25 protein-coding genes are annotated in these 25,280 nt (G+C 57.3%); 6 read left to right on the forward strand and 19 right to left on the reverse strand.

What is annotated here, in order from left to right; translation table 11 throughout:
* Positions 1-2 precede the first annotated feature (2 nt).
* From AC2FLA_RS08745 to alr, 12 genes are all read right to left on the reverse strand, one after another.
* Positions 3-251, reverse strand: coding sequence for a hypothetical protein (locus AC2FLA_RS08745; RefSeq protein ID WP_058271935.1), 249 nt, complete (start codon positions 249-251; stop codon positions 3-5).
* 268 nt (positions 252-519) lie between these two features.
* Complete coding sequence (purF, locus tag AC2FLA_RS08750; RefSeq protein WP_496721676.1) at positions 520-2,043, reverse strand: amidophosphoribosyltransferase; 1,524 nt, start codon at positions 2,041-2,043, stop codon at positions 520-522.
* Between the two features lie 219 nt (positions 2,044-2,262).
* Positions 2,263-2,538, reverse strand: coding sequence for a hypothetical protein (locus AC2FLA_RS08755; protein WP_496721677.1), 276 nt, complete (start codon positions 2,536-2,538; stop codon positions 2,263-2,265).
* Between the two features lie 187 nt (positions 2,539-2,725).
* A complete protein-coding gene (locus AC2FLA_RS08760) occupies positions 2,726-3,979 on the reverse strand; it encodes a hypothetical protein (RefSeq protein WP_496721678.1) in 1,254 nt (417 codons plus the stop codon).
* A 141-nt stretch (positions 3,980-4,120) separates the two neighbouring features.
* Positions 4,121-4,720, reverse strand: a complete 600-nt coding sequence (locus AC2FLA_RS08765; RefSeq protein ID WP_058271814.1) for a CvpA family protein — start codon at positions 4,718-4,720, stop codon at positions 4,121-4,123.
* A 39-nt stretch (positions 4,721-4,759) separates the two neighbouring features.
* Positions 4,760-6,121, reverse strand: coding sequence for a DNA repair protein RadA (radA, locus tag AC2FLA_RS08770; protein ID WP_058278214.1), 1,362 nt, complete (start codon positions 6,119-6,121; stop codon positions 4,760-4,762).
* A 120-nt stretch (positions 6,122-6,241) separates the two neighbouring features.
* Complete coding sequence (locus AC2FLA_RS08775; protein ID WP_496721679.1) at positions 6,242-7,024, reverse strand: DNA repair protein; 783 nt, start codon at positions 7,022-7,024, stop codon at positions 6,242-6,244.
* Positions 7,025-7,171: 147 nt separating this feature from the next.
* A complete protein-coding gene (locus tag AC2FLA_RS08780; protein WP_496721680.1) occupies positions 7,172-7,624 on the reverse strand; it encodes a paraquat-inducible protein A in 453 nt (150 codons plus the stop codon).
* Positions 7,625-7,626: 2 nt separating this feature from the next.
* Complete coding sequence (locus AC2FLA_RS08785; RefSeq protein WP_496721681.1) at positions 7,627-8,022, reverse strand: hypothetical protein; 396 nt, start codon at positions 8,020-8,022, stop codon at positions 7,627-7,629.
* Positions 8,022-8,768, reverse strand: coding sequence for an ABC transporter ATP-binding protein (locus AC2FLA_RS08790; protein WP_108858454.1), 747 nt, complete (start codon positions 8,766-8,768; stop codon positions 8,022-8,024). Before AC2FLA_RS08790 ends, AC2FLA_RS08785 begins: the two co-directional genes overlap by 1 nt.
* On the reverse strand, positions 8,765-9,547 hold the full coding sequence (locus AC2FLA_RS08795) for an MlaE family ABC transporter permease (RefSeq protein ID WP_496721682.1): 783 nt from the start codon (positions 9,545-9,547) through the stop codon (positions 8,765-8,767). Before AC2FLA_RS08795 ends, AC2FLA_RS08790 begins: the two co-directional genes overlap by 4 nt.
* The gene (gene alr / locus AC2FLA_RS08800; protein ID WP_496721683.1) at positions 9,544-10,578 is read right to left on the reverse strand and encodes an alanine racemase; all 1,035 of its coding nucleotides are present in this window, start codon (positions 10,576-10,578) and stop codon (positions 9,544-9,546) included. The genes AC2FLA_RS08795 and alr overlap by 4 nt, the downstream gene beginning before the upstream one ends.
* A gap of 229 nt (positions 10,579-10,807) precedes the next feature.
* Here alr and AC2FLA_RS08805 point away from each other — a divergent pair, with 229 nt between their 5' ends.
* Positions 10,808-11,350, forward strand: a complete 543-nt coding sequence (locus tag AC2FLA_RS08805) for a GNAT family N-acetyltransferase (RefSeq protein ID WP_496721684.1) — start codon at positions 10,808-10,810, stop codon at positions 11,348-11,350.
* A 3-nt stretch (positions 11,351-11,353) separates the two neighbouring features.
* On the opposite strand, the gene AC2FLA_RS08810 is transcribed toward AC2FLA_RS08805, so the two are convergent.
* From AC2FLA_RS08810 to AC2FLA_RS08835, 6 genes are all read right to left on the reverse strand, one after another.
* Positions 11,354-12,844 (reverse strand): replicative DNA helicase, encoded by a 1,491-nt coding sequence (locus AC2FLA_RS08810; protein ID WP_496721685.1) that lies wholly within the window; start codon positions 12,842-12,844, stop codon positions 11,354-11,356.
* A 225-nt stretch (positions 12,845-13,069) separates the two neighbouring features.
* Positions 13,070-13,750 carry an orotate phosphoribosyltransferase gene (locus AC2FLA_RS08815; RefSeq protein ID WP_496721686.1) on the reverse strand — a complete coding sequence of 227 codons (681 nt, stop codon included), beginning with the start codon at positions 13,748-13,750 and terminating at the stop codon, positions 13,070-13,072.
* Between the two features lie 143 nt (positions 13,751-13,893).
* Positions 13,894-15,075, reverse strand: a complete 1,182-nt coding sequence (locus AC2FLA_RS08820; protein ID WP_496721687.1) for an ammonium transporter — start codon at positions 15,073-15,075, stop codon at positions 13,894-13,896.
* 160 nt (positions 15,076-15,235) lie between these two features.
* Positions 15,236-15,712 carry a CinA family protein gene (locus AC2FLA_RS08825; protein WP_496721688.1) on the reverse strand — a complete coding sequence of 159 codons (477 nt, stop codon included), beginning with the start codon at positions 15,710-15,712 and terminating at the stop codon, positions 15,236-15,238.
* Positions 15,709-16,206 (reverse strand): phosphatidylglycerophosphatase A family protein, encoded by a 498-nt coding sequence (locus AC2FLA_RS08830; protein ID WP_496721689.1) that lies wholly within the window; start codon positions 16,204-16,206, stop codon positions 15,709-15,711. The genes AC2FLA_RS08825 and AC2FLA_RS08830 overlap by 4 nt, the downstream gene beginning before the upstream one ends.
* Complete coding sequence (locus AC2FLA_RS08835) at positions 16,203-17,333, reverse strand: bifunctional 2-C-methyl-D-erythritol 4-phosphate cytidylyltransferase/2-C-methyl-D-erythritol 2,4-cyclodiphosphate synthase (RefSeq protein ID WP_496721690.1); 1,131 nt, start codon at positions 17,331-17,333, stop codon at positions 16,203-16,205. Before AC2FLA_RS08835 ends, AC2FLA_RS08830 begins: the two co-directional genes overlap by 4 nt.
* Before the next feature lie 184 nt (positions 17,334-17,517).
* On the opposite strand from AC2FLA_RS08835, the gene dusB reads away from it, so the two are divergent.
* From dusB to ntrX, 5 genes are all read left to right on the forward strand, one after another.
* Complete coding sequence (gene dusB, locus AC2FLA_RS08840; RefSeq protein ID WP_496721691.1) at positions 17,518-18,501, forward strand: tRNA dihydrouridine synthase DusB; 984 nt, start codon at positions 17,518-17,520, stop codon at positions 18,499-18,501.
* Positions 18,498-19,562: a two-component system sensor histidine kinase NtrB gene (locus AC2FLA_RS08845; protein WP_496721692.1), complete on the forward strand. Its 1,065-nt coding sequence runs from the start codon at positions 18,498-18,500 to the stop codon at positions 19,560-19,562. The genes dusB and AC2FLA_RS08845 overlap by 4 nt, the downstream gene beginning before the upstream one ends.
* 38 nt (positions 19,563-19,600) lie before the next feature.
* A complete protein-coding gene (locus AC2FLA_RS08850) occupies positions 19,601-20,968 on the forward strand; it encodes a response regulator (RefSeq protein WP_496721693.1) in 1,368 nt (455 codons plus the stop codon).
* 99 nt (positions 20,969-21,067) lie between these two features.
* Positions 21,068-23,356, forward strand: a complete 2,289-nt coding sequence (locus AC2FLA_RS08855; RefSeq protein ID WP_496721694.1) for a sensor histidine kinase NtrY-like — start codon at positions 21,068-21,070, stop codon at positions 23,354-23,356.
* A complete protein-coding gene (gene ntrX / locus AC2FLA_RS08860) occupies positions 23,353-24,762 on the forward strand; it encodes a nitrogen assimilation response regulator NtrX (RefSeq protein WP_108858466.1) in 1,410 nt (469 codons plus the stop codon). The genes AC2FLA_RS08855 and ntrX overlap by 4 nt, the downstream gene beginning before the upstream one ends.
* 12 nt (positions 24,763-24,774) lie before the next feature.
* On the opposite strand, the gene AC2FLA_RS08865 is transcribed toward ntrX, so the two are convergent.
* On the reverse strand, positions 24,775-25,257 hold the full coding sequence (locus AC2FLA_RS08865; protein ID WP_496721695.1) for a hypothetical protein: 483 nt from the start codon (positions 25,255-25,257) through the stop codon (positions 24,775-24,777).
* Positions 25,258-25,280 lie beyond the last annotated feature (23 nt).

Below are 25,280 nucleotides of genomic sequence, written 5' to 3' on the forward strand. Positions count from 1 at the left end.
GATTAACTTCCGGGGATTACGATCCGCTTGGTCTGGCCGCTTTGTCGCAGCATGACGCCTTCGTCATCAATGGCAATCACAGTACCCGACGACACCCGGCTACCGGGCTTGACCTCTTTGACCCGGCCTGACGACAGGCGCACCAACGCACGCATGTCAGCTTTCGGACCAAAGACGCCCAGCACAGAGACTGAGTTCTTCTTTAGCGCGCCCGTCTGTGTGGCCGCGTTTTTGACGTTGGCGTTTGACATGATTTCCGGTCTGGCCACGTCGGCCTGACCCCTTGTTTTATGAGTGGTTCGGCAAATGCGCTATCAAACGAAGGACAGGAACTAAAGAGGCAGGGATTGCGCGATAGCGCGGCTGAATAACTGCGCCGCTGAAGTTCCTGCAATTGCGGTTTCTTCATCGAAAAGTTGTGCGCGAAAACCAACCGATCAGGCGTGGCCCATACGTGAAAAAGCCCGCATCGCAATTGCGAAACGGGCCATCACTGCAATCTGATTCGCGGGCGTATTCTTAGCCGGACGCCAGTTTGGCCGCATTCCAGGACCCGCCGGGCACCTGCATGTCCTGTTTTTTCTTGCTGACCCGGCTGCTGTTTTCGAGGTTGTCCAGATAGTCTTCGCTGACGCTTCCGGTAATGTAATTTCCGTCAAAGCACGAGCAATCGAAGGATTCGATATCCGGGTTACCTTCCTTGGCGGACCAAATCAGGTCATCGAGATCCTGATAAAACAGGGCGTCTGCGCCCAGCTCCTGCCGAATATCCTCAATGTTCTTACCGTTTGCGATCAACTCATGCTTGGTGGGCATGTCGATGCCATAAACGTTGGGGAATTTCACCGGTGGCGAGGCGCTGGCGATGAACACCTTCTTGGCCCCGGCTTCGCGGCACATCTGAACGATTTTTTTGATCGTGTTGCCGCGCACGATGGAATCGTCGATCAGCAATACATTGTGGCCTTTGAACTCCAACGGAACGGCGTTCAGCTTGCGGCGTACGGATTTCTGACGCTCTTCCTGACCGGGCATGATGAATGTGCGGCCTACATAGCGGTTCTTGACCAGACCCTCACGGTAAGGAATGCCCGTGGCTTTCGCGACCTCAAGCGCCACAGGGCGCGCGCTGTCCGGCACAGGAATGATGCGGTCGATCTCAAGGCCTGCAGCCTCAATCTGGCGCGCCAGCGTCTGGCCCATACGCATCTGGGTTTTGTAGACCGAAACACCATCCAACAGCGAATCCGGACGGGCCAGGTAGACGTATTCAAAGATACAGGGGGTAAGCTGACCTTCAACCGCCTGGAACGTGTGCATGTTACCGTCGAGGTCAATCAGGATGGCCTCACCCGGTTTCACATCGCGCAGCTTTTCAAATCCGTTGATACCGAAGGCGACATCCTCGGACGCAAAGGCATAGTCGTCGCCGTCCCCATCCACATCGCGCTTGGCAACCGACAGAGGGCGAATGCCGTAGGGATCGCGGAACGCCAGCATACCAACGCCGGCCACCAGACAGATCACTGAATAGGCACCCTGAACGCGTTCCATCGTCATCTTCACACCGGCAAAGATGTTGCGGATGGGTTCGGCGTTGCCGTTGACCTTAATCGCGTCGGCCACTTTGTCCGCCAGAACATTCAGCATAATCTCGGAATCCGACGTGGTGCGCAGGTGGCGGCTGTACTTGGCGGTGACTTTCTCGCGCTGCTCTGCGGTGTTGGTGATGTTGCCGTTATGGACCAGATAGATGCCATAGGGCGCGTTGACGAAGAACGGCTGTGCCTCAGCCGCGCTAAGCGATCCGGCTGTAGGATAGCGCACATGCCCCATACCGACCTGTCCCAGCAGGGTCTCGGCGTCACTGGCGTTAAAGACGTCTTTGACCAACCCGTTGGCTTTCTTCTCACGGAAGAATTCGCCGGTATAGGTCACAATCCCCGAGGCATCCTGACCCCGGTGCTGCAACATCAGCAGCCCGTCATAGATTTCCGCAAAGACATCATGTGTCCTGCTTGCGATCCCTAAAATGCCACACATATACGGGCTCCAATTTCCATGACGTGTTTATGTTGATTAGGTGTGCGGGTCGGGCCGTCTGGACAGCGGTATCTGTACGCATTGTCGCCCGGCCGATTGGCGGCGCAAACACGCCAGCGTCGCAAGGGCAAGCGCGTAAGAAAACAGATACAGCAAGATCGGCAGCTCCGATTCCATGTCAGTTCGCCACTCACATAATGCCTAAGCGCGCCTGTGTCATCAAAGGATCACATTCGCGATTTGACGCATGCGGATTTTGCCAAAAACAACATGAAAAGGTGGCAGGGGCCGCAGGCTTGTGCTGTCATGGTCGACATAGTGAGTTTTCGACAATGATAAAGGTTCGATCGGATACCCGCCATGTGGCAGCACAAACAAGGAAACAAGAAAGAAGAACCGGTAAAGCGCCGGTGTCACCGATGCAGGGGCATGGGGCGGGCACCCTGTCAGATCTGCAATGGGTCGGGTGAAGTCATCAAAAGCCGCGACATTCATGGGAAACCGATTTTCAATCGCTGCAACGGCTGTTTCGGTTTGAAGACGATCAGATGCACGGTTTGTGCAGGCGAAGGGTTTGTGTGACCGTAGGTGAAACGACTGAAATTCCTGATTCAAGGACCGTTATGCGGACGAAGTTGCCGTCCGCTTAAAACACCTCAAGGTCTGGTAATGACATCGAGCCTCAGATACAGGGTATTGGCGGTAGCCATGTTTCCCTTAGCAGAGACTGGTCCGGTTTTACAAAAGTCACGCGGAAGCTCGTTACATTCTGCTGGTACGCCACTAGAGCCGCGCCATGTTCCGAATTACACAATGGTTTACGAAGCCAGCTTGCTGCTTTGCGAGCCGCCATGTTGCCTGTCCAAGTCCGAAACTCGTTTGGTCTTCGAACTTCAATCGTCAGTGTGATCATCTGATCTGAGATGGTGCCTTCGACAAAGCTAAAATCTTGCGACGGTCGCGTTTCTGAGACCGCAGTCAAGATGCTTGGACCAGATTCCTTTAATGCATGTTCTCGGCCACTATCATTTTTGATCCAATCCTGAATCTGAAGATACGTTTGCAGGGTGGCCGAAGCTCGCCGCTTGGTCGGATTGCGCCGCCACCGCGATGTCATCTCGGACCCATTTTGTGGCAAGGCAAAAACGTAATCGGATGACAGTTCGTAGGCATAACTCTCAACGACACCTTCAACGGCATCCACAACCATGACACATAAAATGAACCTGTCATCGGGTTGCGCAATCGTGGTTGCCCAAACGCGTGCTTCAGCAGTACAGCGTTCTCGCGACAACGAAACTGGTTGATGATTAGGTGTACCCCAGAGGAACCCAATAACTGCTTTTGGAGACGCATCTTGGTCATAGACGCCATCAAACCCATCAGGTTTCTCGGCGACAACACGGCAGACCACATAATTTGAATAAGCGAGCGCGAGGTCTTTATCGTTGGTCAGTGCTTCGCCACGGTGCGGTTCTAAACACGAATTTCCTATGATGGGCGAAACATCGGGGTGTTGGGGTAAGTCAGGGCGCATTGTTTCGAGCCAGAGGCTCTGGGGATTTTCACCCACAAGTTTGAAGTCTTCAAGCATCCGTAACTGGTATGAAAACTCCTGAGTTCCTTTGCCACTCGTCCGATAACGTACATATGCGATTAGATGCGGGTCAACTTTTCCGGCAACTGGCTGGGCTCCGACCTCGATAACTGTATTTGCGGTAGTTGTAGTGCTGGAGTTTTCAGCGCCCATCCAATTCGCACGAATGGGATCGAAGAACAAAACCAACGTGAGAATGAGTCCAACGACACAAATTAAGACTGAGATCGAAGCCGAATATTTTACGAACATAAAAAACCACCAAAATGTACTTGTTTTCATGCCTAAGTAATATTGCCTTGCAAGACAATCACCCTTTGGGTGTGCTGCTAAATCCACTCAGATTGAAGCGGACATTGGTGCTGCATGCAGCATCGGTTAGTTTGGGCTCGAACCAGACGTTCTTCGCGGAGCGTCTTCATCCTGCACCATCGAAAAAAGCCCGGCATTAGCCGGGCTTTGGTTTTATTCCGAGTCTATTTATTCCGTAGTCGTGGGGGCCGTCAGATCTTCGGCCGGTGCGGAACCTTCTGCGCAGCTGGCGACCAGTTCTTCATATTGGCGGGTGACCCAGCCAAGAGCCGCTTCGGGGTTCTGTTCTTCGATCTTGTCGCTGAACTGCTCGAAAACCTTGGCCGAGCGGCTTTCGTCCACGATCGTATAGGACTGACCCGTCATCACCGTGTCATAGACAAAGAACGCGATGGCAACCAACAGGATGCCGCGGGCGATGCCGAAGAAAAAGCCAAGTGCCTGATCCAGACCACCCAAGGCAGATCGCTGGACGATCGACGAAAACAAGGGCGTAAAGATGCTGACAATAATAAGTGCAACTGCGAACACCGCAGCAAAGCCCGTGATGACGGACAATTCGCAGCTGTCGCGCAGGAAATCACCGACAACCGGGATCTCTTTGACCAGTGGCACCGCTTGGGGCGCAAAGATAAAGGCCAGCACTGCGGCTGCGACCCAGCCTGCGATGGCCAGAACCTCACGTAAGAAGCCGCGCGAATAGGCAAGAATGCCTGAAACGACGACGATCAGGGCAACGACCCCGTCAATTATTGTAAAACCTTCCATGGCCCTCGCCTGTTTTTTTCTGCCCCTCAGGGGGCGACTTTAACCTGCTCCGAAGGTTTCGCCAACAAACCCAACCAAATCAGAGGGTCGGGTGAGTGTCAGACCTGCCACAGTACCGGTTTTGCCGCCCGCCGGAGCGATTGCCGATGTGAAACCAAGTTTTTGGGCTTCTTTCAACCTGTTTTCGGTCTGTGGGGCCGGTCTAAGTGCCCCAGATAACGAGATTTCTCCGAAAACAACGGTATCTGCGGGCAGGGCTGTGTCTTCTCGGGCACTCAGCAGGGCTGCGGCAACGGCCAGATCTGCGGCGGGTTCACCGATTTTCAATCCGCCGGCGACGTTGAGGTACACATCGAGACCTGCAAAAGGGATGCCACAGCGTGCTTCGAGCACGGCGAGGATCATCGCCAACCTGCCACTGTCCCAACCGACAACGGTCCGGCGCGGTTGTGAATGCGGGGACGGAGCTACAAGCGCTTGTAATTCAACCAAAACGGGGCGTGTGCCTTCGATCCCGGCAAATACGGCTGACCCAGGGCTGGGTGTTCCGCGCTCGGACAGAAACAAGGCCGATGGGTTGGTTACCTGTGCCAGGCCTTTGCCTGTCATTTCGAACACGCCAATCTCATCCGCAGGGCCAAAGCGGTTCTTGACCGCACGTAGGATGCGGAACTGATGGCCGCGCTCGCCTTCGAAGTAAAGAACGGTGTCGACCATATGTTCGACGACGCGAGGACCTGCAATTTGGCCTTCCTTGGTGACGTGGCCGACCATGATGATTGAAACACCGTGTCGTTTCGCAAACGTGGTCAATTCATGTGCTGCGGCCCGGACTTGTGACACCGAGCCCGGTGCGCTGTCCACATTGTCGGCCCACATGGTCTGAATCGAGTCGATGATGGCCAGACCGGGTTTCTCAGCCTCAAGCGTCGTCAGAATGTTCCGCAGGTTGGTTTCGGCGGCTAGTTGAACCGGTGCGTCTTCTAGACCCAGACGGCGCGCGCGCATGCGCACCTGAGCACTGGCTTCTTCGCCAGACACGTAAATCGTCTTGACGCCAGCACGTGCAAACCGCGCTGCGGCCTGTAACAGCAACGTCGACTTGCCGATACCTGGATCGCCCCCAACCAGCAGGGCCGAGGCCGGGACCAGACCGCCACCCAAAACGCGGTCCAGTTCTTCTACGCCGCACAAGGTGCGCGGCGGCGGTGTTTCCTCGGTCGACAGGTCCGTGAGTGTAATGGACTGGCCACGTTTGCCGCCGAGGGATTTCTTTGCAGGGCCAGCCGAAAGAGGCACGTCTTGCGTGATTGTGTTCCATTCACCGCAGCCGTCGCACCGCCCGGACCACCGGGAATGCGTTGCGCCACAGGCCGAGCAGGAGAAAGTTGTCTTTGCCATTCGGCCTTGGTGCCCGAGCGCAGGCAGTTCTTCAAGCCCTTGCAGGACTTTCATCTCTGCCGGTGGCGCGCCGCGTCCTCAGGCCCGATGGGCCATCGTCCCCGGCGGGCGCTGTCGCGCCTATTCCGCGGCGCGGGGCGGCGACATTGCTATGACGCTCGATTTCTTCGGGTCGCGGTCGTCGGCGGGCGATTGCAGCTGTGCCGACAATTCGGGCAGCAGTTCAAACAGTTCGTCCCGCAAACGTGCCAGCTGCGATTTGGCAATGGATTCTTCCATCTCGATATCGTGGGTCCATTGGCGCAGCTCATGCTGGATGACCTGCGCTTCTTCGATCCGTTTCTGGAACGTTTCGATCTCTTCCTGACGTTGCTGCAGGAACGTGCGGGCACGGCTCACTCGGGCATCGCCATAGGTTTCTGCCAGCTCTTGGCTGATATGGCTCATTTGTGCGGCCAGCTCCAGGATTTCGGGTTCGAGTGATTGCAGGTCGGGGTGGTGGCGCAGGAAGGCCATCCTTTCCTTAACTGCGTCGAATTCCGAGGACAGCAGAAACGTTTCACCGCGATCCGCTGAATGAGCCAAGTGGTAGGCCTGAGCCACGTCATACATGTTCAATGAGAACTTACGATGTGACGTTTCAAGCGCCATCATCCGGGCATTAGCGGGCAGATAGAACGCCAGCATGAGAATCAGCACGGTCAGGCCGATCTGGATATACATGCCCGCGTCCATAGCCGGATCGTTGCCGAAACCGGCCTGCATGGACAGCCAGGGCAGAACCCCCAAGGCGGATAAAAGACAGGCACCGACCAGGAACAATGCCGCGGTGCAAATGAGGAAAAAAGTCAGTCTTAAAAAGGCATTCTGAAATTGCAATGTGATGTTATGGAGGGCGGTCATCTTAGACGAACTCCTTTTGAAACCGGAACACACCGGCCCAAAGCGGGGAACATCTAACACACACAGAATGATCCGCTCAGGACCGAAACTACAAAAATTTTCTGCTCGAAATATAAAGATGATACTCAGATAAGCGTTTTCAATCAATTACGTCTGAGGACTTCGTGAACCACGTGTCATTTCGGTAATGTGGCCCAATGCGAGCGAGGCCAGAATGCAGGCCGTGAAAAGATAAAGACCCCACGCGGTTTCAACGGTCGCGTAGGAGATTCCCTTGGCCAGCGTGATGTAAAGCGCGATGAGGAAAATGTCGGCCATGGCCAGTTTCCCGAGGATGTTGAGCGCGGGTTGGACGCGCGGGTCCAGCATGTCCCATTGGATCAGGGCGGTGCCGATTGTTTTGATATAGGGCGCAAACAGGGCGAAGATGGTGACGATCAGCGCCAGAAAGACGTCTGATTTCCACAGCGACTGCAGGCCGGTGATGACGCTGATCTCGCTGAGGCCGAAGATCGGCAGGAACCCTGCGCGCATCAGCGGGGCGAACCACGCGATGGGGTAGAGGATCAGGAGGGAAAGGGTGGCGAGGCGGAGAGGCATATCTACTGTATTGGTTCAGTTTGTAGGATTGCCCATAGCACCAATGCTGCCATGGCAAGAAAAACAACGACGATCGCAATGCTACCTGTTTTCTTGTTGTGAACGTTTCCAAGTACTTCTTTGTTTAATAGCCATGCAGAAATGGCCACACCTACCATGCTCGGGATGCTCGTTAGCAAGATGGAGTTTGTGCCAAAAAAAGCAATGATGTTTGAAACGATCACTCCCGGGACTATGCCGTACAGCATGCATCTCAAAAGCGGTTTTAAAACCGAAAAAGACCGAGCAATTGAGAATATCAGGCCGTGTTTAGAGAATTGTACAAAAAACCAAACCAACAGCACAGAATTGAAATACACGCCGGGTAGCGACAATAAAAACAACTGTAAGGGAGGCATCACCGCACCGCCTCAATCGGCCCTTCCGCACTCCCGCTGATAAACTGCTCGACATAAGGATCGCCCGAGGCATCCATCTGGCTGACCGGGCCGGTCCATTGGATGACCCCTCCGTGCAGCATGGCCACGTTGTCGGCAATCGCGCGGACCGAGCTCATGTCGTGAGTGATGGTCATCGCGGTGGCGCCCATCTCGGTCACGATTTCGCGGATCAGATCGTTGATGACGCCGGACATGATCGGATCCAGGCCGGTGGTGGGCTCGTCAAAGAAAATGATCTCGGGCTCGGCCGCGATGGCGCGGGCAAGGCCTACGCGTTTCTGCATGCCACCCGACAGTTCGGACGGAAAGCGGTCGGCCACGTCGGATTTCAGGCCCACGCGGCGCAGTTTCTCGATGGCGATCTCACGCGCGTATTCGGCGGGGCGCTTCAGCGGACCGCGCAGCAGGCGGAAGGAAACGTTCTGCCAGACGGGCAGGGAATCGAACAGCGCCGCGCCCTGAAACAGCATTCCGAAGCGGGCCAGAAACTTATCACGATCGCCCTTGGCCGCGTCTTTGCCGTTCACGTAGATCATGCCGCTGTCGGGCTTGATCAGGCCCAGAATGCACTTCAGCGCCACGGACTTGCCGGTGCCCGAACCACCGATGATGACCATCGAGGTGCCTTTGGGGATCTCAAGGCTCATGCTCTGCAGAACCTGATTGTCGCCAAAGGCTTTTGCTACGTTCTCCATCCTGATCATACCGAGAAGAACACCCCTGTGAGAATGAAGTTGGCAGCGAGGATCATGATCGCGGCGGATTCGACCGAGGACTTGGTTGCTCGGCCAACGCCTTGCGCACCGCGGCCTGAGTTCATGCCGTAGTAACAGCCCATGATGGCTGCGATCAGGCCGAAGGCTGCGCCTTTGACCAGCGATGACACGATGTCTTTGGTTTCAAGGAAATTGACCGTGTTTTGCAGGTACGTTGCCGCGTTGAAGCCCAGATTCTGGGTCGCGACCACATAACCGCCTGCAATGCCGATGATATCTCCGATACCGACCAGCAGGGGCACCGTAATCAAGGCGGCCAGAACACGCGGCGCCGTCAGGTATTTCATCGGGTGGGTCGACAGGGTGACCAGCGCGTCGATCTGCTCGGTCACTTTCATGGTCGCGATTTCTGCTGCAATGGATGAGGTTACGCGCGCGGCGATCATCAGGCCAACCAGAACAGGGCCGAGTTCACGCACCATGCCGATGGCGACGATCTGGGGTACCACGGCCTCGGCGTTGAAACGCGCGCCGCCCGCATAGATTTGCAAGGCCAGCGCACCACCAGTGAAGATTGCGGTCAGGCCAACAACCGGCAGCGACAGCCAGCCGACATTCATCAGGGCAACGGCAAACTCGCGCGGGTAATAGGGTGGCCGAAAGATGTGTGAGATCGCGTCCAGCGCGAAAATTCCCACCTTGCCAAAGTTGGCAAGCATGGACAGGACAGCACGGCCCAACCCACCCAGCGCGGCCAAAGGGTTCATTCGACGTATCCCCGGGAAAAACGCGCGCCCAGCGACGTCAGGATTTCATATCCGATGGTGCCGGCGGCTTCGGCCAGATCGTCGACTGTTTGATGTCCGTTCAGGATGCGCAGGCGTTCGGGATCTTCGGGCAGATCGGTGACGTCAACCGTGATCAGGTCCATCGAGATGCGTCCGACAACCGGGCAGGGCTGGTTGCCAAAAAACACGTCGATCCCACCACCGATGGCGCGGTGCAAACCATCAGCGTAACCGGCGGCAACGGTTGCAATGCGAGAGGGACGACGCGCGATCCAGCTGTTGCCGTATCCGACCGTTTCACCGACGTCGACAGGGCGGACTTGGATAACAGGCAGGTCGATCGCGACAACGGGTTTCGCGTCGGCAAAGGGCATCCCGCCGTACAGGCCGATGCCGGGGCGGCAGAAGTCAAAGTGGAACTCGGACCCCAACATCGTACCACCCGTAGCAGCCAGAGAACGGGGGGCAGTCACGCCATCTGTCATCTCGCGGAAGGATTTCAACTGCTGTTGGTTCATCGGGTTATCAGGCTCATCCGCGCAGGCCAGATGTGACATAACTACCACCGGGTTATTGGCCTCCATCTCGGGCCGCAGTTCAGCCCAGTCAGCGGGCTCAAGCCCAAGGCGGTTCATGCCACTGTCCAATTGGACTCCGAAGGGGCGATCCGGCATTGCCTGCCGGAGCCTCTTATACTGTTCCGGCGAATTGATCAAAGGGATCAGATTATCTGCATAATGTAGACCATTGTCCCCTTCCATGAAACCAGAGAACACAAAAATCTGCGGCTTGGGGCCTACCGCCTCGCGCACAGCGGAGCCTTCTTCGGCGGCAGCGACAAAAAATTTGCGAACCCCTTCTTCAGCCAGGGTCGCAGACACCGGCCCAGCTCCAAGCCCATAAGCGTCAGCTTTTACAACTGCTCCGGTTTCGACTCTTGTTTTGGCATCCAGTGCCCGCCAATTGCTGGCAAGCGCATGAAGATTGATCGTTAAGTGTGCGGTACCCATGGAGTGTTCATGACATTGGATTGCGGCAGGTCAAGGGGGTAAACAGCAATTTTTAAGGAGATTTTGCGAGTGCTGGGCGGCTTCTAGCCGCTACGGCAGGGACAATGGCGGTTTTCCTGACTTTTAGGAGTATTACAGCTGCCTCGACATTGTATCCGCCACGTATTCAACGAACGTTGTATAAGTAAATCGTTTACTCAGAGCCGGACGATGAAGTGAGAGGAATTCCATGCTGAAAATGACCTGGGACTACAATGCGTATGCGACCGAACTGCCTGAACTGTTTCGCGACGTATTCACGGCATCTGAGGGTAAAGAAGAGGGAGCAGTGATCAGTGCGCTGGTCAGCGATCTATTGGAGACGACGGACAGAGATGACCTGCACGCTGCCATTGCCGATGATGGTCGCCAAGTGCAAGGTTGCATCCTGTTTTCGCGGCTGCGCTTTGACCAAGACCCGCGACAGGTGTTCCTGATGTCGCCGGTTGCCGTGCGTACGGATCGCCAGAAAGCGGGGATAGGGCAGCGACTGATCGCGTTTGGGTTGGACGAGCTGCGCCGTGACAAAGTGGATTTTGTGGTGACTTACGGCGATCCGAACTACTACGGCAAAACCGGGTTTTTTCCGATTTCAGAAAAAGTCGCCGAAGCTCCTCTGCCGTTAAGCCATCCGCATGGGTGGTTGGGGCAATCGTTGACAGGGGCTGAGATGGCTCCGTTCAAGGGGCCATCCCGCTGTGTCAGTGCATTCAACAAACCCGAGCTGTGGTGAGGGTTAATAGCCATCAATCTGCCCGTCCTGTTGCCAGGGTTTGACCAGATTTCCAAAACGGGTGAACTGCGCCTCGAACGAAAGGTCAACCGTTCCGATGGGACCGTGGCGCTGCTTACCGACAATGACCTCGGCCTTGCCGTGCAGACGTTCCATTGCCTGCTTCCACTCTTCCATCTTTTCAAGTTCGTGATCGCCGGGCTTTTCGCGTTCTTTGTAATATTCCTCGCGGAACACGAACATCACCACGTCGGCGTCCTGTTCGATCGAGCCTGATTCCCGCAGGTCGGACAATTGCGGGCGCTTGTCGTCGCGGTTTTCTACCTGACGCGAAAGCTGGGACAGGGCGATCACCGGAATTTGCAATTCCTTGGCGATGGCCTTCATGCCCATTGAAATCTCGGCAATTTCGTTGACGCGGTTTTCGGCCATTCCCCGGCACAGTTGAAGGTAGTCGATGACCAGAAGGTCCAGACCATGTGTCCGCTTCAAACGGCGCGCCCGAGCCGCCAACTGCGAAATCGGCAGCGCAGGCGTGTCATCGATGAAAAGTGGGCAGGCTTCCAGTTCCTTGGCCGCGTCGACAAAGCGACGGAACTCGGACTCGGTCATGTCACCCTGGCGGATCTTGTGCGAGGAAATCTCGGAGGCTTCAGCCAGAACACGACCGGCCAACTGTTCAGCACTCATTTCCAATGAGAAAAAGCCAACGACACCGCCGTCAATCGCGCCCTCTGAGCCGTCTGGTTTCAGCCCACGTTTGTACGCCTTGGCGACATTGAATGCCACGTTGGTCGCCAGAGAGGTTTTTCCCATCGACGGACGACCGGCAAGAATGATCAGGTCAGACGGGTGCAAGCCACCCAGTTGTTTGTCCAAGTCGGCCAGACCGGTGGAAATCCCCGCCATGCCACCACCGCGCTGGTACGCTTCGTTAGTGACGTTGACGGCTTCTGTGACCGCCTTGAGGAAGGATTGGAATCCCTGTTCGGTCTGGCCCTGCTCGGATAACTGATAAAGCTGTTGCTCGGCTTCGACGATTTGTTCTTTTGGTTCGCTGCTGATGTCGACCCGCGCCGCCTTGTCCGAGATATCGCGGCCCAGGCGGATCAGCTCGCGCCGGATTGCCAGATCATAAATCATCTGGGCATAGTCGTGCACCGCAAAGGCACTGATCGATGCACCCGCCAGTTTGACCAGATAGGCCGGGCCACCCAGTTCCTGCAGGCCCTCATCCTCGGCCATGAAGGATTTCAACGTCACGGGCGAGGCCAGCGCATTCTTGGCGATCCGGGTCGAGGCGACCTCATAAATCCGAGAGTGAACCGGGTCATAGAAATGCTCGGCCCCGATGATCGAGGCGACCCGATCGTAAAGATCGTTATTGGTCAGGATCGCACCCAGAAGCTGCTGTTCGGCCTCAATGGAATGCGGCATGGTTTCGGCGTTCTGAATCCGAGCTGCTGCCTGCTCGATGCTGCTTATTTCGTTCATTTTGTCCCCGCTGCCCTGCGGCGCTTTCTACACGCTATTTTGGCGTGTCGGCTATCTGGAAATACCTGTGGCTAACTATGGATAAAGCCTTGGGATAACTTTCCAGACAGTTTGGATGCCTGTGTATGCGTAGCTTATTATGTAGGAATTGGGGAAAAAGTCACCAGATATCGTGGCCGGTCGACCGATTCTTCCGGGCTTATCCCCAATCTGTCCACAAGAGGTTTACGTGGATTTATTTGCTTCCTGCCAGCCACGCGGGTCTTTCAGGAAGGCTTCGACACCCTCAAGTGTTTCCTGATCAAAAGCTTTCTGCGCTTTTGCCTCGGCGAGAACATCCCACCATGTGCACAGGTGATGCAGTTGGATGCCATGGTCGCCCAACGTTTTTTCGGTCTCGGGGAAGATGCCATAGTAGAAGATGACCGCCGTGTGCCCGCAAGTGGCACCTGTTTCGCGGATCGCATCCACGAAGGACAGCTTGGAGCCGCCATCGGTGGTCAGATCCTCGACCAGCAGAACGCGCTCTCCCTCGCTCATCGCGCCTTCGATACGGGCGTTGCGGCCATAACCCTTGGGCTTTTTGCGCACATAGGTCATCGGCAGCGCCATACGTTCGGCGACCATAGCGGCGAATGGGATGCCCGCGGTCTCACCGCCAGCGATATTGTCGAACGCCTCAAACCCGGCATCCCGCATCACGGTGACGGTCAGGAAATCCATCAGGGTCGACCGGATGCGCGGATACGAGATCAGTTTGCGGCAGTCGATATAGGTCGGGCTGGGCAAGCCGCTGGCCAGCGTGAACGGTTCGCGCGAATTGAAATGGACGGCTTTGATCTCCAGCAGCATCCGCGCGGTCAGGCGGGCGATTTCAGTGCTATCGGGGAAGGAACTGGGGATCATAACGGTACCTCTGGACTGAATGGCATTGCGGGCTGATAGCCTGTCCCCTGTCCCAGAGTCGAGAGGGGTGTGCGCAAAAGAAAAGCGGACCTCACGAAGAGGCCCGCTTTGGCCCTTGCGGGCAAGAGGCAGCCAAGGTGGGCTTAGCTGCTCATGTCATAGGCACGCTCGCCGTGTACCGAAAGATCGAGCCCGTTTGTCTCAGTTTCTGCATCTACGCGAAGCGGGGTGATCAGCGCAACCACCTTGATCAACACAAATGTGACAACTGCCGTAAAGACACCCACGATGACCAGCCCGCCCAACTGCGCGGTCCAGGCACCCAGGCCGAGCACTGCGATCATGATAGTGCCAAAGATGCCGCCTACGCCGTGTACCGCGAACACGTCCAGAGTGTCGTCGATGTTCAGCTTGTTACGGATGATGTTCACGGCCTCCTGACACAACACGCCTGCAACGGCACCGATGATCAGCGCCTGAACCGGATCGACATATCCCGAGGCTGGGGTGATCGAGGCCAAACCCGCAATGGTACCTGTAACCAGGCCCACCATCGAGGCTTTGCCATATTTGATGCGTTCATACAGCGCCCATGTCAGCGATGCGGTTGCAGCCGAGATATGCGTGACTGTTATCGCCATGGCGGCACCGCCATCCGCCGCCAATTGCGAACCGCCGTTAAAGCCAAACCAGCCGACCCACAGCATCGCGGCACCGATCATGACGTAGCCGGGGTTGTGCGGCGGGGTTGTGCGGTTGCGGCGCGGGCCAAGGACCACGGCGATGATCAGCGCGGCCAGACCTGCGGTTTCGTGCACCACGATGCCACCAGCGAAATCACGCACGCCGATCTCGCCCAGAATGCCGCCATCGGTCAGAATGCCGCCGCCCCAGATCCAGTAGACGACGGGTGCGTAACACAACAGCATCCACAGGCCCGAGAAGATCATGACAAACCCGTAACCCACACGTTCGACATATGCGCCGATGATGAGGGCGGGGGTGATGATTGCAAAGGTCATCTGGAAGGCAAAGAACAGAACCTCGGGTAGGGTGCCCGACAGGCTGTCGACGTCAACTCCGTTCAGGAAGGCTTTGCCAAGACCGCCCCACAGACCTGACCCGCCGTCGCCAAATGCGATCGAATATCCGGCGACCAGCCACAGGATGCTCATCAAACAGGCAATGCTGAAGCAGTGCATGAAAACGCTCAGCACGTTGCGGGCGCGCACGAGGCCACCATAGAACAGGGCGAGGCCCGGCAATGTCATGAATAGGACCAGTGCAGTTGCAACTATGATCCAGGCGGTATCGGCTCCGTTCATCAGCCGGTCTCCTCTGTGGCGTCTTCAGCTTGCGTGGCTGGCGTTGAAGCGGAGAGAGGGCGGGGAAAAAAGAGGCGGAGGCCGTTTTTGACGCCTGTTTTAAGGGCCTTTTGTGAACCGGTGATTAAATGAGCGCCAAAATGAGTGGGGTGCTAGATTATTAAGCAATTGACGAAAGGCCGCGTGACAGCAGGTCCAAGGCATGATCACGGGCGGCCAGCCGGACCTTGTCACGCCCCAACGCGCCAAATTCCACGGTTTCGGTTGTCGTCTTCTGCCCGTTCGCAGCCAGCGCAAAGCACACGCGGCCTTCGGGTTTGAATTCGGATCCGCCAGGGCCTGCGATGCCGGTGATGGACACTGCAAGTTGCGCTTTTGAATTTCTCAACGCGCCATCGGCCATCTGCAGTGCCACTTCTTCGGACACCGCACCATGGGCGTCTAGCGTTTCGGCCTGTACACCCAGCATCTGCTGCTTGGCGTCATTGGTGTAGGTGACAAACCCGCGATCCACCACGGCCGAGCTGCCTGGGATATCCGTCAGCGCAGCAGCGACCATGCCGCCGGTGCAGCTTTCGGCTGTCGCGATCATCACGCCTTGCGACTTGGCGCGGTCAAGCAAGGCGGCGACACTCATAGGCCCAGAACACCGTGTGAGATGCCGGCGAGAACCAGAACGCCGATCCCGGCAAAGACGCCGGCGATCACATCATCCAGCATCACACCCATCGCATCACCTTTGCGATCAGCCCAACCGACAGGGCCGGGTTTGGTGATGTCGAACAGACGAAACAGAAGGAAACCTGCGATCCAGCCGGGCCAAAGGGCTGTGATATCCATTCCATGTGCCCAAGATGGGTAGGAAATGGCCCAAAGCGCGATGAACTGCCCGGCAACCTCGTCGATGACGATTTCAGACGGGTCGTGATCTTCCTGCCCAGCAGTCATTACTTTAGTGGCCCACAGGCCGCCGACAAAAACGGCAACAGTGGCGATGACCAGTAAGGGAAAACCGCCCAGCGTATGCAGAACCCAGGCCAGGGGCAAGGCGGCCAAAGATCCCCATGTTCCGGGTGCAGGGCGCAGATATCCGACGCCGCAAACGGTCCCGATCAGGCGCGCGGCGTTCATGGCTTCACCAGGCAAGCTGTCGCCAATGAGGCGATGCCTTCGCTTCGCCCGGTAAAACCAAGGCGTTCGGACGTTGTCGCCTTGACCGAGATCTGATCGACGCGCAGCCCCATAATGCGCGCCATTTCTTCACGCATCGCGGGTGCGTGCGGACCGATCTTTGGGTATTCGCAGACCAGCGTGCAATCGACATTGGAGATGCTGTAACCCATCTGGACCGACAACTCGACCGCGTGCCGCAGGAAGATCTCGCTCGCCGCGCCTTTCCATTGCGGATCCGAGGGTGGAAAGTGCTGGCCGATATCGCCCTGGGTCAGCGCACCATAGATTGCATCAGTAACCGCATGCATGCCGACATCCGCATCCGAGTGGCCCTGTAGCCCCCGGTCATGCGGAATTTTGACGCCGCACAGGATCACGTGATCCCCGTCGCCAAAGCGATGCACGTCATAGCCGTTGCCCAGTCTTACATCCATGTCCGTTCCCAATATGCGTTCCGCCCGGGCAAAATCCTCGGGCCTGGTGATTTTGATGTTATCGGCATCGCCTGGCACGATCACCACGTTTATGCCAGCGGCGCGGGCGACCTCGACATCGTCCGCCGCGCCGCCAGAATGGGTCGCGTGCGCCGCGACAATCGCGTCATAGCGAAAACCCTGTGGGGTCTGCGCCGCAAAAAGACCCGTCCGGTCCTGCGTTCCGGTCACAGCGGCTTCGTCACCGGTCCAGAGCGCATCTGTAACGGCCAGACCGGGTGCTGCAGCCTCATGCTTGGTCAGGGCGGTCAGGACGTCCGCAATAGTCTGGCTGCTCACGCAGGGGCGGGCGACGTCGTGAATCAGGACATGTTCGATCCCCAGCCCATCTAATGCATCCAGCCCGTTCCGTACCGACCCGGCACGATCGCTGCCACCTTTTGCCAGCAGCAGATCAGAGCCTAAAAACTCGTCCCAAGCGGTCTGATCATCCTCGGACAGCACCAGAACAATATGATCGACCTGATGGCGAAACCGGTCGATGGTCCAATCCGCAACTCTGCGTCCAGCCAATGGTCGCCATTGCTTGGGAATGCCGCCTCCGGCGCGCAACCCGCGTCCTGCGGCGACTATGATGGCGGCGGTGGTCATTGGGCGAATTCTCCGATGATTTGAGCGCAGTGTTTAAGCTGCGGTGAATGTAGAGGCAATCACCCGCGTCAAGTTGCTTAAAAAATAGGCAAGTGGTGATTTTGCAAGCTTGTTTCCTGCCGTTTTGTTGTTCATATGCGCGGAATTCGATATCTAAGTCACAACTGCCCAAGGATTAAGCACGTTGACCCTGCACCTCGCCGACAAAACCTTAAATCCGCCGGTCATGCTGGCTCCGATGGCCGGGATCACCGATCGACCGTTCCGCGATCTGGTGATGCGCTTTGGCGCGGGCATGGTCGTCAGCGAAATGGTCGCCAGTCAGGAAATGGTGCAGGCCAAACCGGGCGTGCGGGAACGGGCCGAGCTGTCTGCTGACGTTGAAAACACCGCTGTTCAACTGGCCGGGCGCGAGGCGCATTGGATGGCCGAGGCTGCGCGTCAGGTGGCCGATCGTGGCGCGCGGGTGATCGACATCAATATGGGCTGCCCGGCAAAGAAAGTGACGAACGGCTATTCCGGTTCGGCGCTGCTTAAGACGCCGGATCACGCGCTGATGCTGATTGAGGCCGTGGTCGAAGCTGTCGACATTCCGGTTACTCTGAAAACCCGTCTGGGTTGGGATGACAACCTGCTGAACGCGCCGGACGTGGCGCGCCGGGCGCAAGGTGCGGGCATCCAACTGGTCACAATCCACGGGCGCACGCGGTGCCAATTCTACAAGGGACGCGCGGACTGGCAAGCGATCCGGGCGGTGAAAGAGTCGGTGTCGATCCCCGTCATCGCGAACGGGGATATCGTGAATTCTGACACGGCGCGCACGGCTTTGGATCAATCAGGCGCCGACGGTGTGATGGTCGGGCGCGGGGCGCAGGGTAAGCCATGGCTGCTGGCCCAGATGTGCCACGATTTGTATGGCGCACAAGCGCCTGTCATCCCCGTCAATGACGACCTGATCGACATGGTGCGCGGTCATTATGAGGCGATGCTGGACTTTTACGGCAGCGATCTGGGTCTGCGCGTGGCGCGCAAACATCTGGGCTGGTACATGGATGAGGCCGCGACCCCGGCCACCATGCGCCGTGCGGTTCTGACCTCGCGGGATACCACCGAGGTGCTGCGCCTGTTGGGCGATGCCCTGCACGGCGACGCAGAGGCAGCAGCATGACCTCGGACCAAAACATCTGGGCTTCACTGCCGGTTCCGGCTTTCATTATTGATGCCGATGACCGGATCACCGATGTGAATTCCGCCGGAGAGGGGTTCCTGAACGCCTCCCGTAATGCAGTTATCGGTCACCCGGTCTGGGACCAGATCGCCGTAGATGCCCCACTGGAAGAAGCGTTTTTGCGTGCGCGCCAACAGGGCACACCGCTTTTCGTGAATGATGTCGATGTGGGGTCAGGTAATCGGGCGCCGCTGCAATGCGCTTTGCAGATTGCGCCGCTGCTTGGGCATCCGGGGTCGATGATCATGACCATGTCCCCACGCGAACTGGCGGGGCGGATGACGCGGGGCAACACAGTAAAGTCTGCGGCGCAATCGGCGATTGGCATGGCCGAAATGCTGGCGCATGAAATCAAGAACCCGTTGGCGGGGATCACCGGGGCCGCGCAGCTTCTGAGTATGAATATCAGCCAGCAAAACCTGGAACTTACGGATCTTATCGTTGCTGAAAGCCGTCGGATCGTGAAGCTTTTAGAGCAGGTCGAGCAATTTGGGAACCTGACCCAGCCAGTTTTCAAACCGGTCAATATCCATGACGTTCTGGACCGTGCGCGGCGCTCGGCGCTGTTGGGCTTTGGCGCGCATATGACGATCATCGAAGACTACGACCCCTCGTTGCCGCTGGCCTATGGTGACCCGGATCAACTTCTACAGGTGGTGCTGAACCTGCTCAAAAATGCATCCGAGGCGTCTCCCAAGGGCGGTACAATCCGCCTGCGGACGTATTTCGAACATTCCTTCCGCCTGCGCCGCAGCGACGGTTCGGGGCATTCTTTGCCCCTGCAGATCGAAATCATCGACGACGGCCCAGGGCTGCCGGACAAGATCCGCAGCGACATTTTCGATCCGTTTGTGTCGGGCAGGGAAAACGGCACCGGTCTTGGGCTGGCGCTGGTCAGTAAAATCATCTCGGACCACAACGGCTGGATTTTGGCCGAGTCTGTTCCGGGACACACCGTATTCCGCCTGTCCATCAGGCGCGCGCCGCGCGACGCGACCTGAGATGGACAACCGGGCAGAGATAGTAAGGAGAGCACCTGATGGATGGCACAGTACTGGTCGCAGATGACGATCGCACAATCCGAACCGTACTGACTCAGGCCCTGACGCGGGCCGGGTGCAAGGTGCATGCGACATCCTCGCTGACCACTCTGATGCGCTGGGTCGGCGAGGGCAAAGGAGACGTTGTAATCTCGGACGTGGTTATGCCGGATGGCAACGGGCTCGAGATGTTGCCAAAAATCGCGCAGGACCGTCCGGGTTTGCCAGTTATCGTGATCTCGGCGCAGAACACGATCATGACCGCCATTCAAGCGGCCGAGGCGGACGCATATGACTATCTTCCCAAGCCTTTTGACTTGCCGGACCTGATGAAGCGGACCGCACGGGCCTTGGAGCAAAAGCAGCGTGTGCAGGCGGATGCGGTCGTACCTGCCGAAGACCGTCCTGAGGAGCTGCCTCTGGTTGGGCGCACTCCGGGGATGCAGGCGCTGTATCGCCTTGTGGCACGTGTGATGAATACTGATCTTTCGGTTATGGTTTCCGGTGAAAGTGGCACCGGCAAGTCATTGATCGCACGCGCTATTCATGATTTTTCAGACCGGCGCACGTTGCCCTTTGTCACTGCGACCGCCGGTGATTTGCGTGACCTCGAAGGACCTGCGCGCATTATGGCCAGGGTGCGTGGCGGCACCCTGTTGATCGACGAGATCGCTGATATCGAAGATGAGGTTCAAGCACGTATTGTCCGGATGATGGACACGCCCGGCGATCATCTTCCGCGTTTCATGGCGACCAGCCAATCGGATCTGACCGAAGCCATGGAAAGCGGGCGGGTGCGTCAGGATCTGTATTATCGACTGTGCGGCGCGACGATCCACGTTCCTGCGCTGCGCGAGCGGGTGGATGATATCACCCTGCTGGTTGATCACTTCCTTGCCCGCGAGGAACGGGAACATGGCACAAAGCGCTGGCTCAGCCCCGAGGCGGTAGAGCTGGTTCGGCGGTATTCCTGGCCCGGTAATGTGCGACAGCTGGAAAACGCGATCCGACGTCTGAGTCTGACCAGCCGGGCCGAAGAAATATCGAAAGCCGAAGTTGAGATGGTTTTGGGCAGTCAGCCCGAAGCGGAACCGATTCTTGGTGACGGCGAAAGGGAGAAACTCTCGGCCTCTGTGGCTCGTCATTTGCGTCGCTATTTCGATCTGCACGGCAATTTGTTGCCACCTCCGGGCCTGTATCAGCGCATCCTGCGCGAGGTTGAGGGCCCCTTGATCGAGCAGGCACTGGACGCAACCGGCGGAAATCAGGCGAAATGTGCGGATTTGCTGGGGATCAACAGGAATACGCTGCGCAAAAAAATCACGGATCTCGATATTCAGGTGACACGCCGACGCAAACTGATGTAATATCGCCACACAAAGCGTGGCATCCGGGTACAAGCCCGGCAACGACCACGAGATATGGCGGTACGCCGCGTAAGCGGCACATCAGGATGAGGGCAGACGGTGGCAACCCGAGCACAGAGCGGGCTGATCCTATCGATTGATCGGTGGCGGAAATCCCGAAAACTGCGCAATTTTAGCACCTTGGGGCTGGTCCTTTTGGGGCCGCTTCTGGCGTTGGCCACATATCTGGTCATCGGTCCGTTTGATTTGGGTTCGGCAGCGCCAACGCTGCGGCTGATTCTGCTGGCCGATCTGGTCTATGTGCTGGTCGTCGCGGCGTTGGTGTTGGGACAGGTGTTCAGTCTGATCGCGGCGCGCCGGGCAAAATCTGCCGGGTCTCGTCTGCACCTGCGGCTGATCGGTGCGTTCACCTTGCTGGCCCTGGTGCCGACAGTGACCGTCGCGATCTTTGCCGGCCTGACGGTAAATATCGGGCTTGAGGGATGGTTTTCGGATCGGGTCCGTCAGGTTGTCGGATCATCCCTGTCGGCGGCCGAGGCCTATGAGCTTGAACACCGCAGCGGCCTGACACAGGACGCCATCGTTCTTTCCCGATTCCTCGACAATGCGCGAACGCTGGACTTCTACATCTCGGACGCAGAACTGCGCGAGGTTCTGGCACAGGGACAATCGCAGATTCAGCGGGGCTTGCGCGAGGCCTATGTCATTGATGGCAGTGGAGAAATCAAATCCCGTGGCGACCGGTCCTACTTGTTCAACTATGAACCACCGACACCGGAGCAGATGGTTGAAGCGACCGACAGCGGCCTTCTGATCATTGCCGATTGGCAAAACAACGAGTTCCGCGCGCTGGCGCCGTTGCAGGCCTATCTGGACCGGTATCTGTATGTTAGCCGCGAGGTGGATGGCGAACTGCTGAAATTGCTGGATGACACCAAGGAAACGGTTCAGTTCTACCAACAGCTTGAAAGTGAAAGGGGCCGGGTTCTTTTCGAGTTCGGGCTCCTGTACCTGGGCTTTGCGGTCATCTTGATCCTTGCCGCGATGTCGTTGGGGATGTGGTTCGCTGAACGCCTGTCGCGCCCGGTTGGCCGTCTGACAACAGCCGCACAAAGGGTCGGCGCTGGGGATCTGAGCGTTCAGGTCATCGAAGAGGCCAGCGATGACGAAATCGCCATGTTAGGTCGTTATTTCAATCAGATGACGCGGCAACTTAAAGGGCAGCGCGAAACGTTGTTGGAAAACACGCGTCAAATTGAACGCCGCCGCCGCCTGTTCGATTCTGTACTGAGCTCGGTGACGTCTGGTGTGGTCGGCGTCGATTCGGATGGATGTGTCACATTCGTGAACCGTTCAGCCGAGCGTCTTCTGGATTGGTCGCGGGGTGAAGAACAATTGGCCATCGGCATCGCGGTCCCCGAATTCCTTCCCTTATTCGAAAATCTGAAAGGCAGCGGTCAAGAGGCCGTGCAGGGTGAGGTTAAGGTCACGCGCAAGGGGCGGTTGGAAAACTTGCTGGTGCGAATGGCGATCCGGCGCGGCGAAGATGGCGGTTTGGAAGGCTACGTGGTGGCCTTTGATGACGTGACCGATCTGGTCAGTGCACAGCGCATGGCGGCCTGGGGCGATGTGGCCCGCCGTATTGCCCATGAGATCAAGAACCCGCTGACGCCCATCCAGCTCAGCGCGGAACGGATCAAGCGCAAATTCTCGCGCAAACTGAATGAAGAGGATTGTGACAGCCTTGAATCCATGACCGATGTGATTGTGCGACAGACCAACGATCTGCGACGGATTGTGGACGAGTTTTCGAAATTCGCGCGGATGCCTGAACCGGTTCGGCGCGAGGAAGACGTCGTCGGCTTGGTACGCGAAGCCGTGTTGTTGCAGCAAGCCGGGCAGCCGGATGTGCAGATTGACGCGACCCTGCCGGACAACCCCATCCTTGCGGATGTCGACGCGACGATGTTGAACCAAGCGTTGACAAACTTGATAAAGAACGCGGGTGAGGCCATTGAAACACTTAAGAAAAAAGGTCCGCCAGAAAATTTGAAGCCACAGATCAAAGTGGACATTTCCAACGTTGATGCGGGGACGGTCATTACAATAGCGGACAATGGCATAGGGCTGCCCGAAGATCGGGCGCGGTTGTTTGAACCTTATGTCACTACACGCGACGAGGGCACGGGCCTGGGCCTGCCCATCGTCAAGAAAATCATAGAAGAACATGGCGGAGCGCTGACCTTGGAAGACGCGCCCGTTTTCGACGGGCAGGACCATTTCGGTGCGATGGCCATGATCCGTTTGCCGGGGGGCAAAATTTCCCAGACTGCAGCGCCACAAAAGCAGGCAATTCATACTAACAAACTGAAAGCAGGCCAAAGATGAGCGACATTCTGATCGTAGATGACGAACGCGATATTCGCGAACTGGTGTCCGACATTCTGGAGGACGAAGGCTATTCCACCCGGCTGGCGGCAAACTCGGATGAGTGTATGTCGTCGATCAATTCCGAGCCACCGGGACTGTTGATCCTTGATATCTGGCTGAAAGACAGCCGCATGGACGGGATCGATATCCTGAAGTCGGTTAAACGCGACAACCCTGATGTGCCGGTGGTGATCATTTCCGGTCACGGCAACATCGAGATTGCTGTGGCAGCCATCAAGCAGGGCGCTTACGATTTTATCGAAAAGCCCTTTAACATTGATCAGTTGATGGTCGTGATCCGCCGCGCCATGGAGACCTCGCGCTTGCGCCGCGAGAATGCCTCGCTCAAGCGGCGTGAGGTCACCAACTCGGACATGATCGGCAAATCGGCCTCGTTCCGGGCGATGCAGAGCCAGTTGGACAAGGTCACCAAGTCGAACGGCCGTGTGATGTTGAGCGGGCCAGCCGGGTCGGGCAAAGAGATTGCCGCGCGTTACATCCACGCCCATTCCAACCGCGCAAACGCGCCATTCGTCACCGTTAACTGCGCAGGGATTGAGCCTGAACGCGTCGAAGAGGTGCTATTCGGGCGCGAGTCAACGGAACGCGGGATCGAATCCGGCTTGCTGGAAGAGGCCCACGGAGGCGTGATCTACTTTGACGAAGTGGCCGACATGCCCTTAGGGACGCAATCCAAGATTCTGCGGGTTCTGGTCGACCAGCAATTCCAGCGGGTAGGCGGGTCTGACAAGGTGCGAGTGGATCTGAGGGTCATCTCGTCGACAAATCGCGATCTTGATGCCGAAATCGAAGCCGACCGGTTCCGTGAAGAGCTGTATCACCGCCTGAACGTCGTGCCGATCGCCGTGCCTTCGATGGAGGACCGGCGCGAGGATATTCCGGTTCTGGCACAGCATTTCATTGAAATGTGCAACGAATCCCAAGGCTTGCCAATTCGCGAGATCTCGGAAGAGGCGGTGGCATTGTTGCAGACCATGACCTGGCCCGGCAATGTGCGTCAGCTGAAGAACCTGATCGAGCGTGTCCTGATCCTGGGCGATGGAACGGGCCCGATTGAAGCCCGCGAACTGCCAACCGAAGAAGAGAAAACCGATGACTCGGGCCGCGTGGTTTTGTCTGGTGCACTGGCAACCCTGCCGCTGCGCGAAGCGCGCGAGGCGTTCGAACGCGAATATCTGCTGACCCAGATCAACCGTTTCGGTGGCAATATCAGCCGAACCGCCAGCTTTGTTGGCATGGAGCGCAGCGCGCTGCACCGTAAGCTCAAATCGCTTGGTGTTGTGACTTCGAACAAATCCGGGGCGCGGGTGGCGCAAATCGACGAACCGGAGCCGGCGGAGTAATCCGCCGGGATATTACCCTGCCTGACCCGGGGTGATGATCTGAAATGAACCGTCGTCGAACTTCACATAGCAGGATTGGGTTCCCAGCGGCGGCAGTTTCGTTGTGCGCGCAGGTGGAACCTGAGACTTTACGCTCTGTTTGCAGGGTGGCAGGCTGATCGGACGAAAGCCTTTTTTGGCCATGCATTGGGCCTCGACCTGATTGCGTAGACCGGCATTCACGTCGACAGTATAAACGCGCCCGGGTTCCCACCAACCAGGCGAGCGATAGCAGTGCCCCCGGTTGTCGCAATAAGTACGTCCCGGCCAGTATGTGGGCGGGCTTTGCCGCACCTGATTGGCTACAGGAACGTCATTCACTGCCTTGACCTGACATTGCGTGGTCTCGGACTGCGCGCGCGACACGCTTTCACCTTCGCGGTAATACAGTGAAAGTGGGCCGCTGCAAGCGGACAGGACAGTCAGCGGAATTAGTAAGTGAAGCACTGATTTCATAGGGTTATCTTGCCCCAGCTTTG

The organism is Ruegeria sp. CDSA033 (assembly GCF_059612305.1).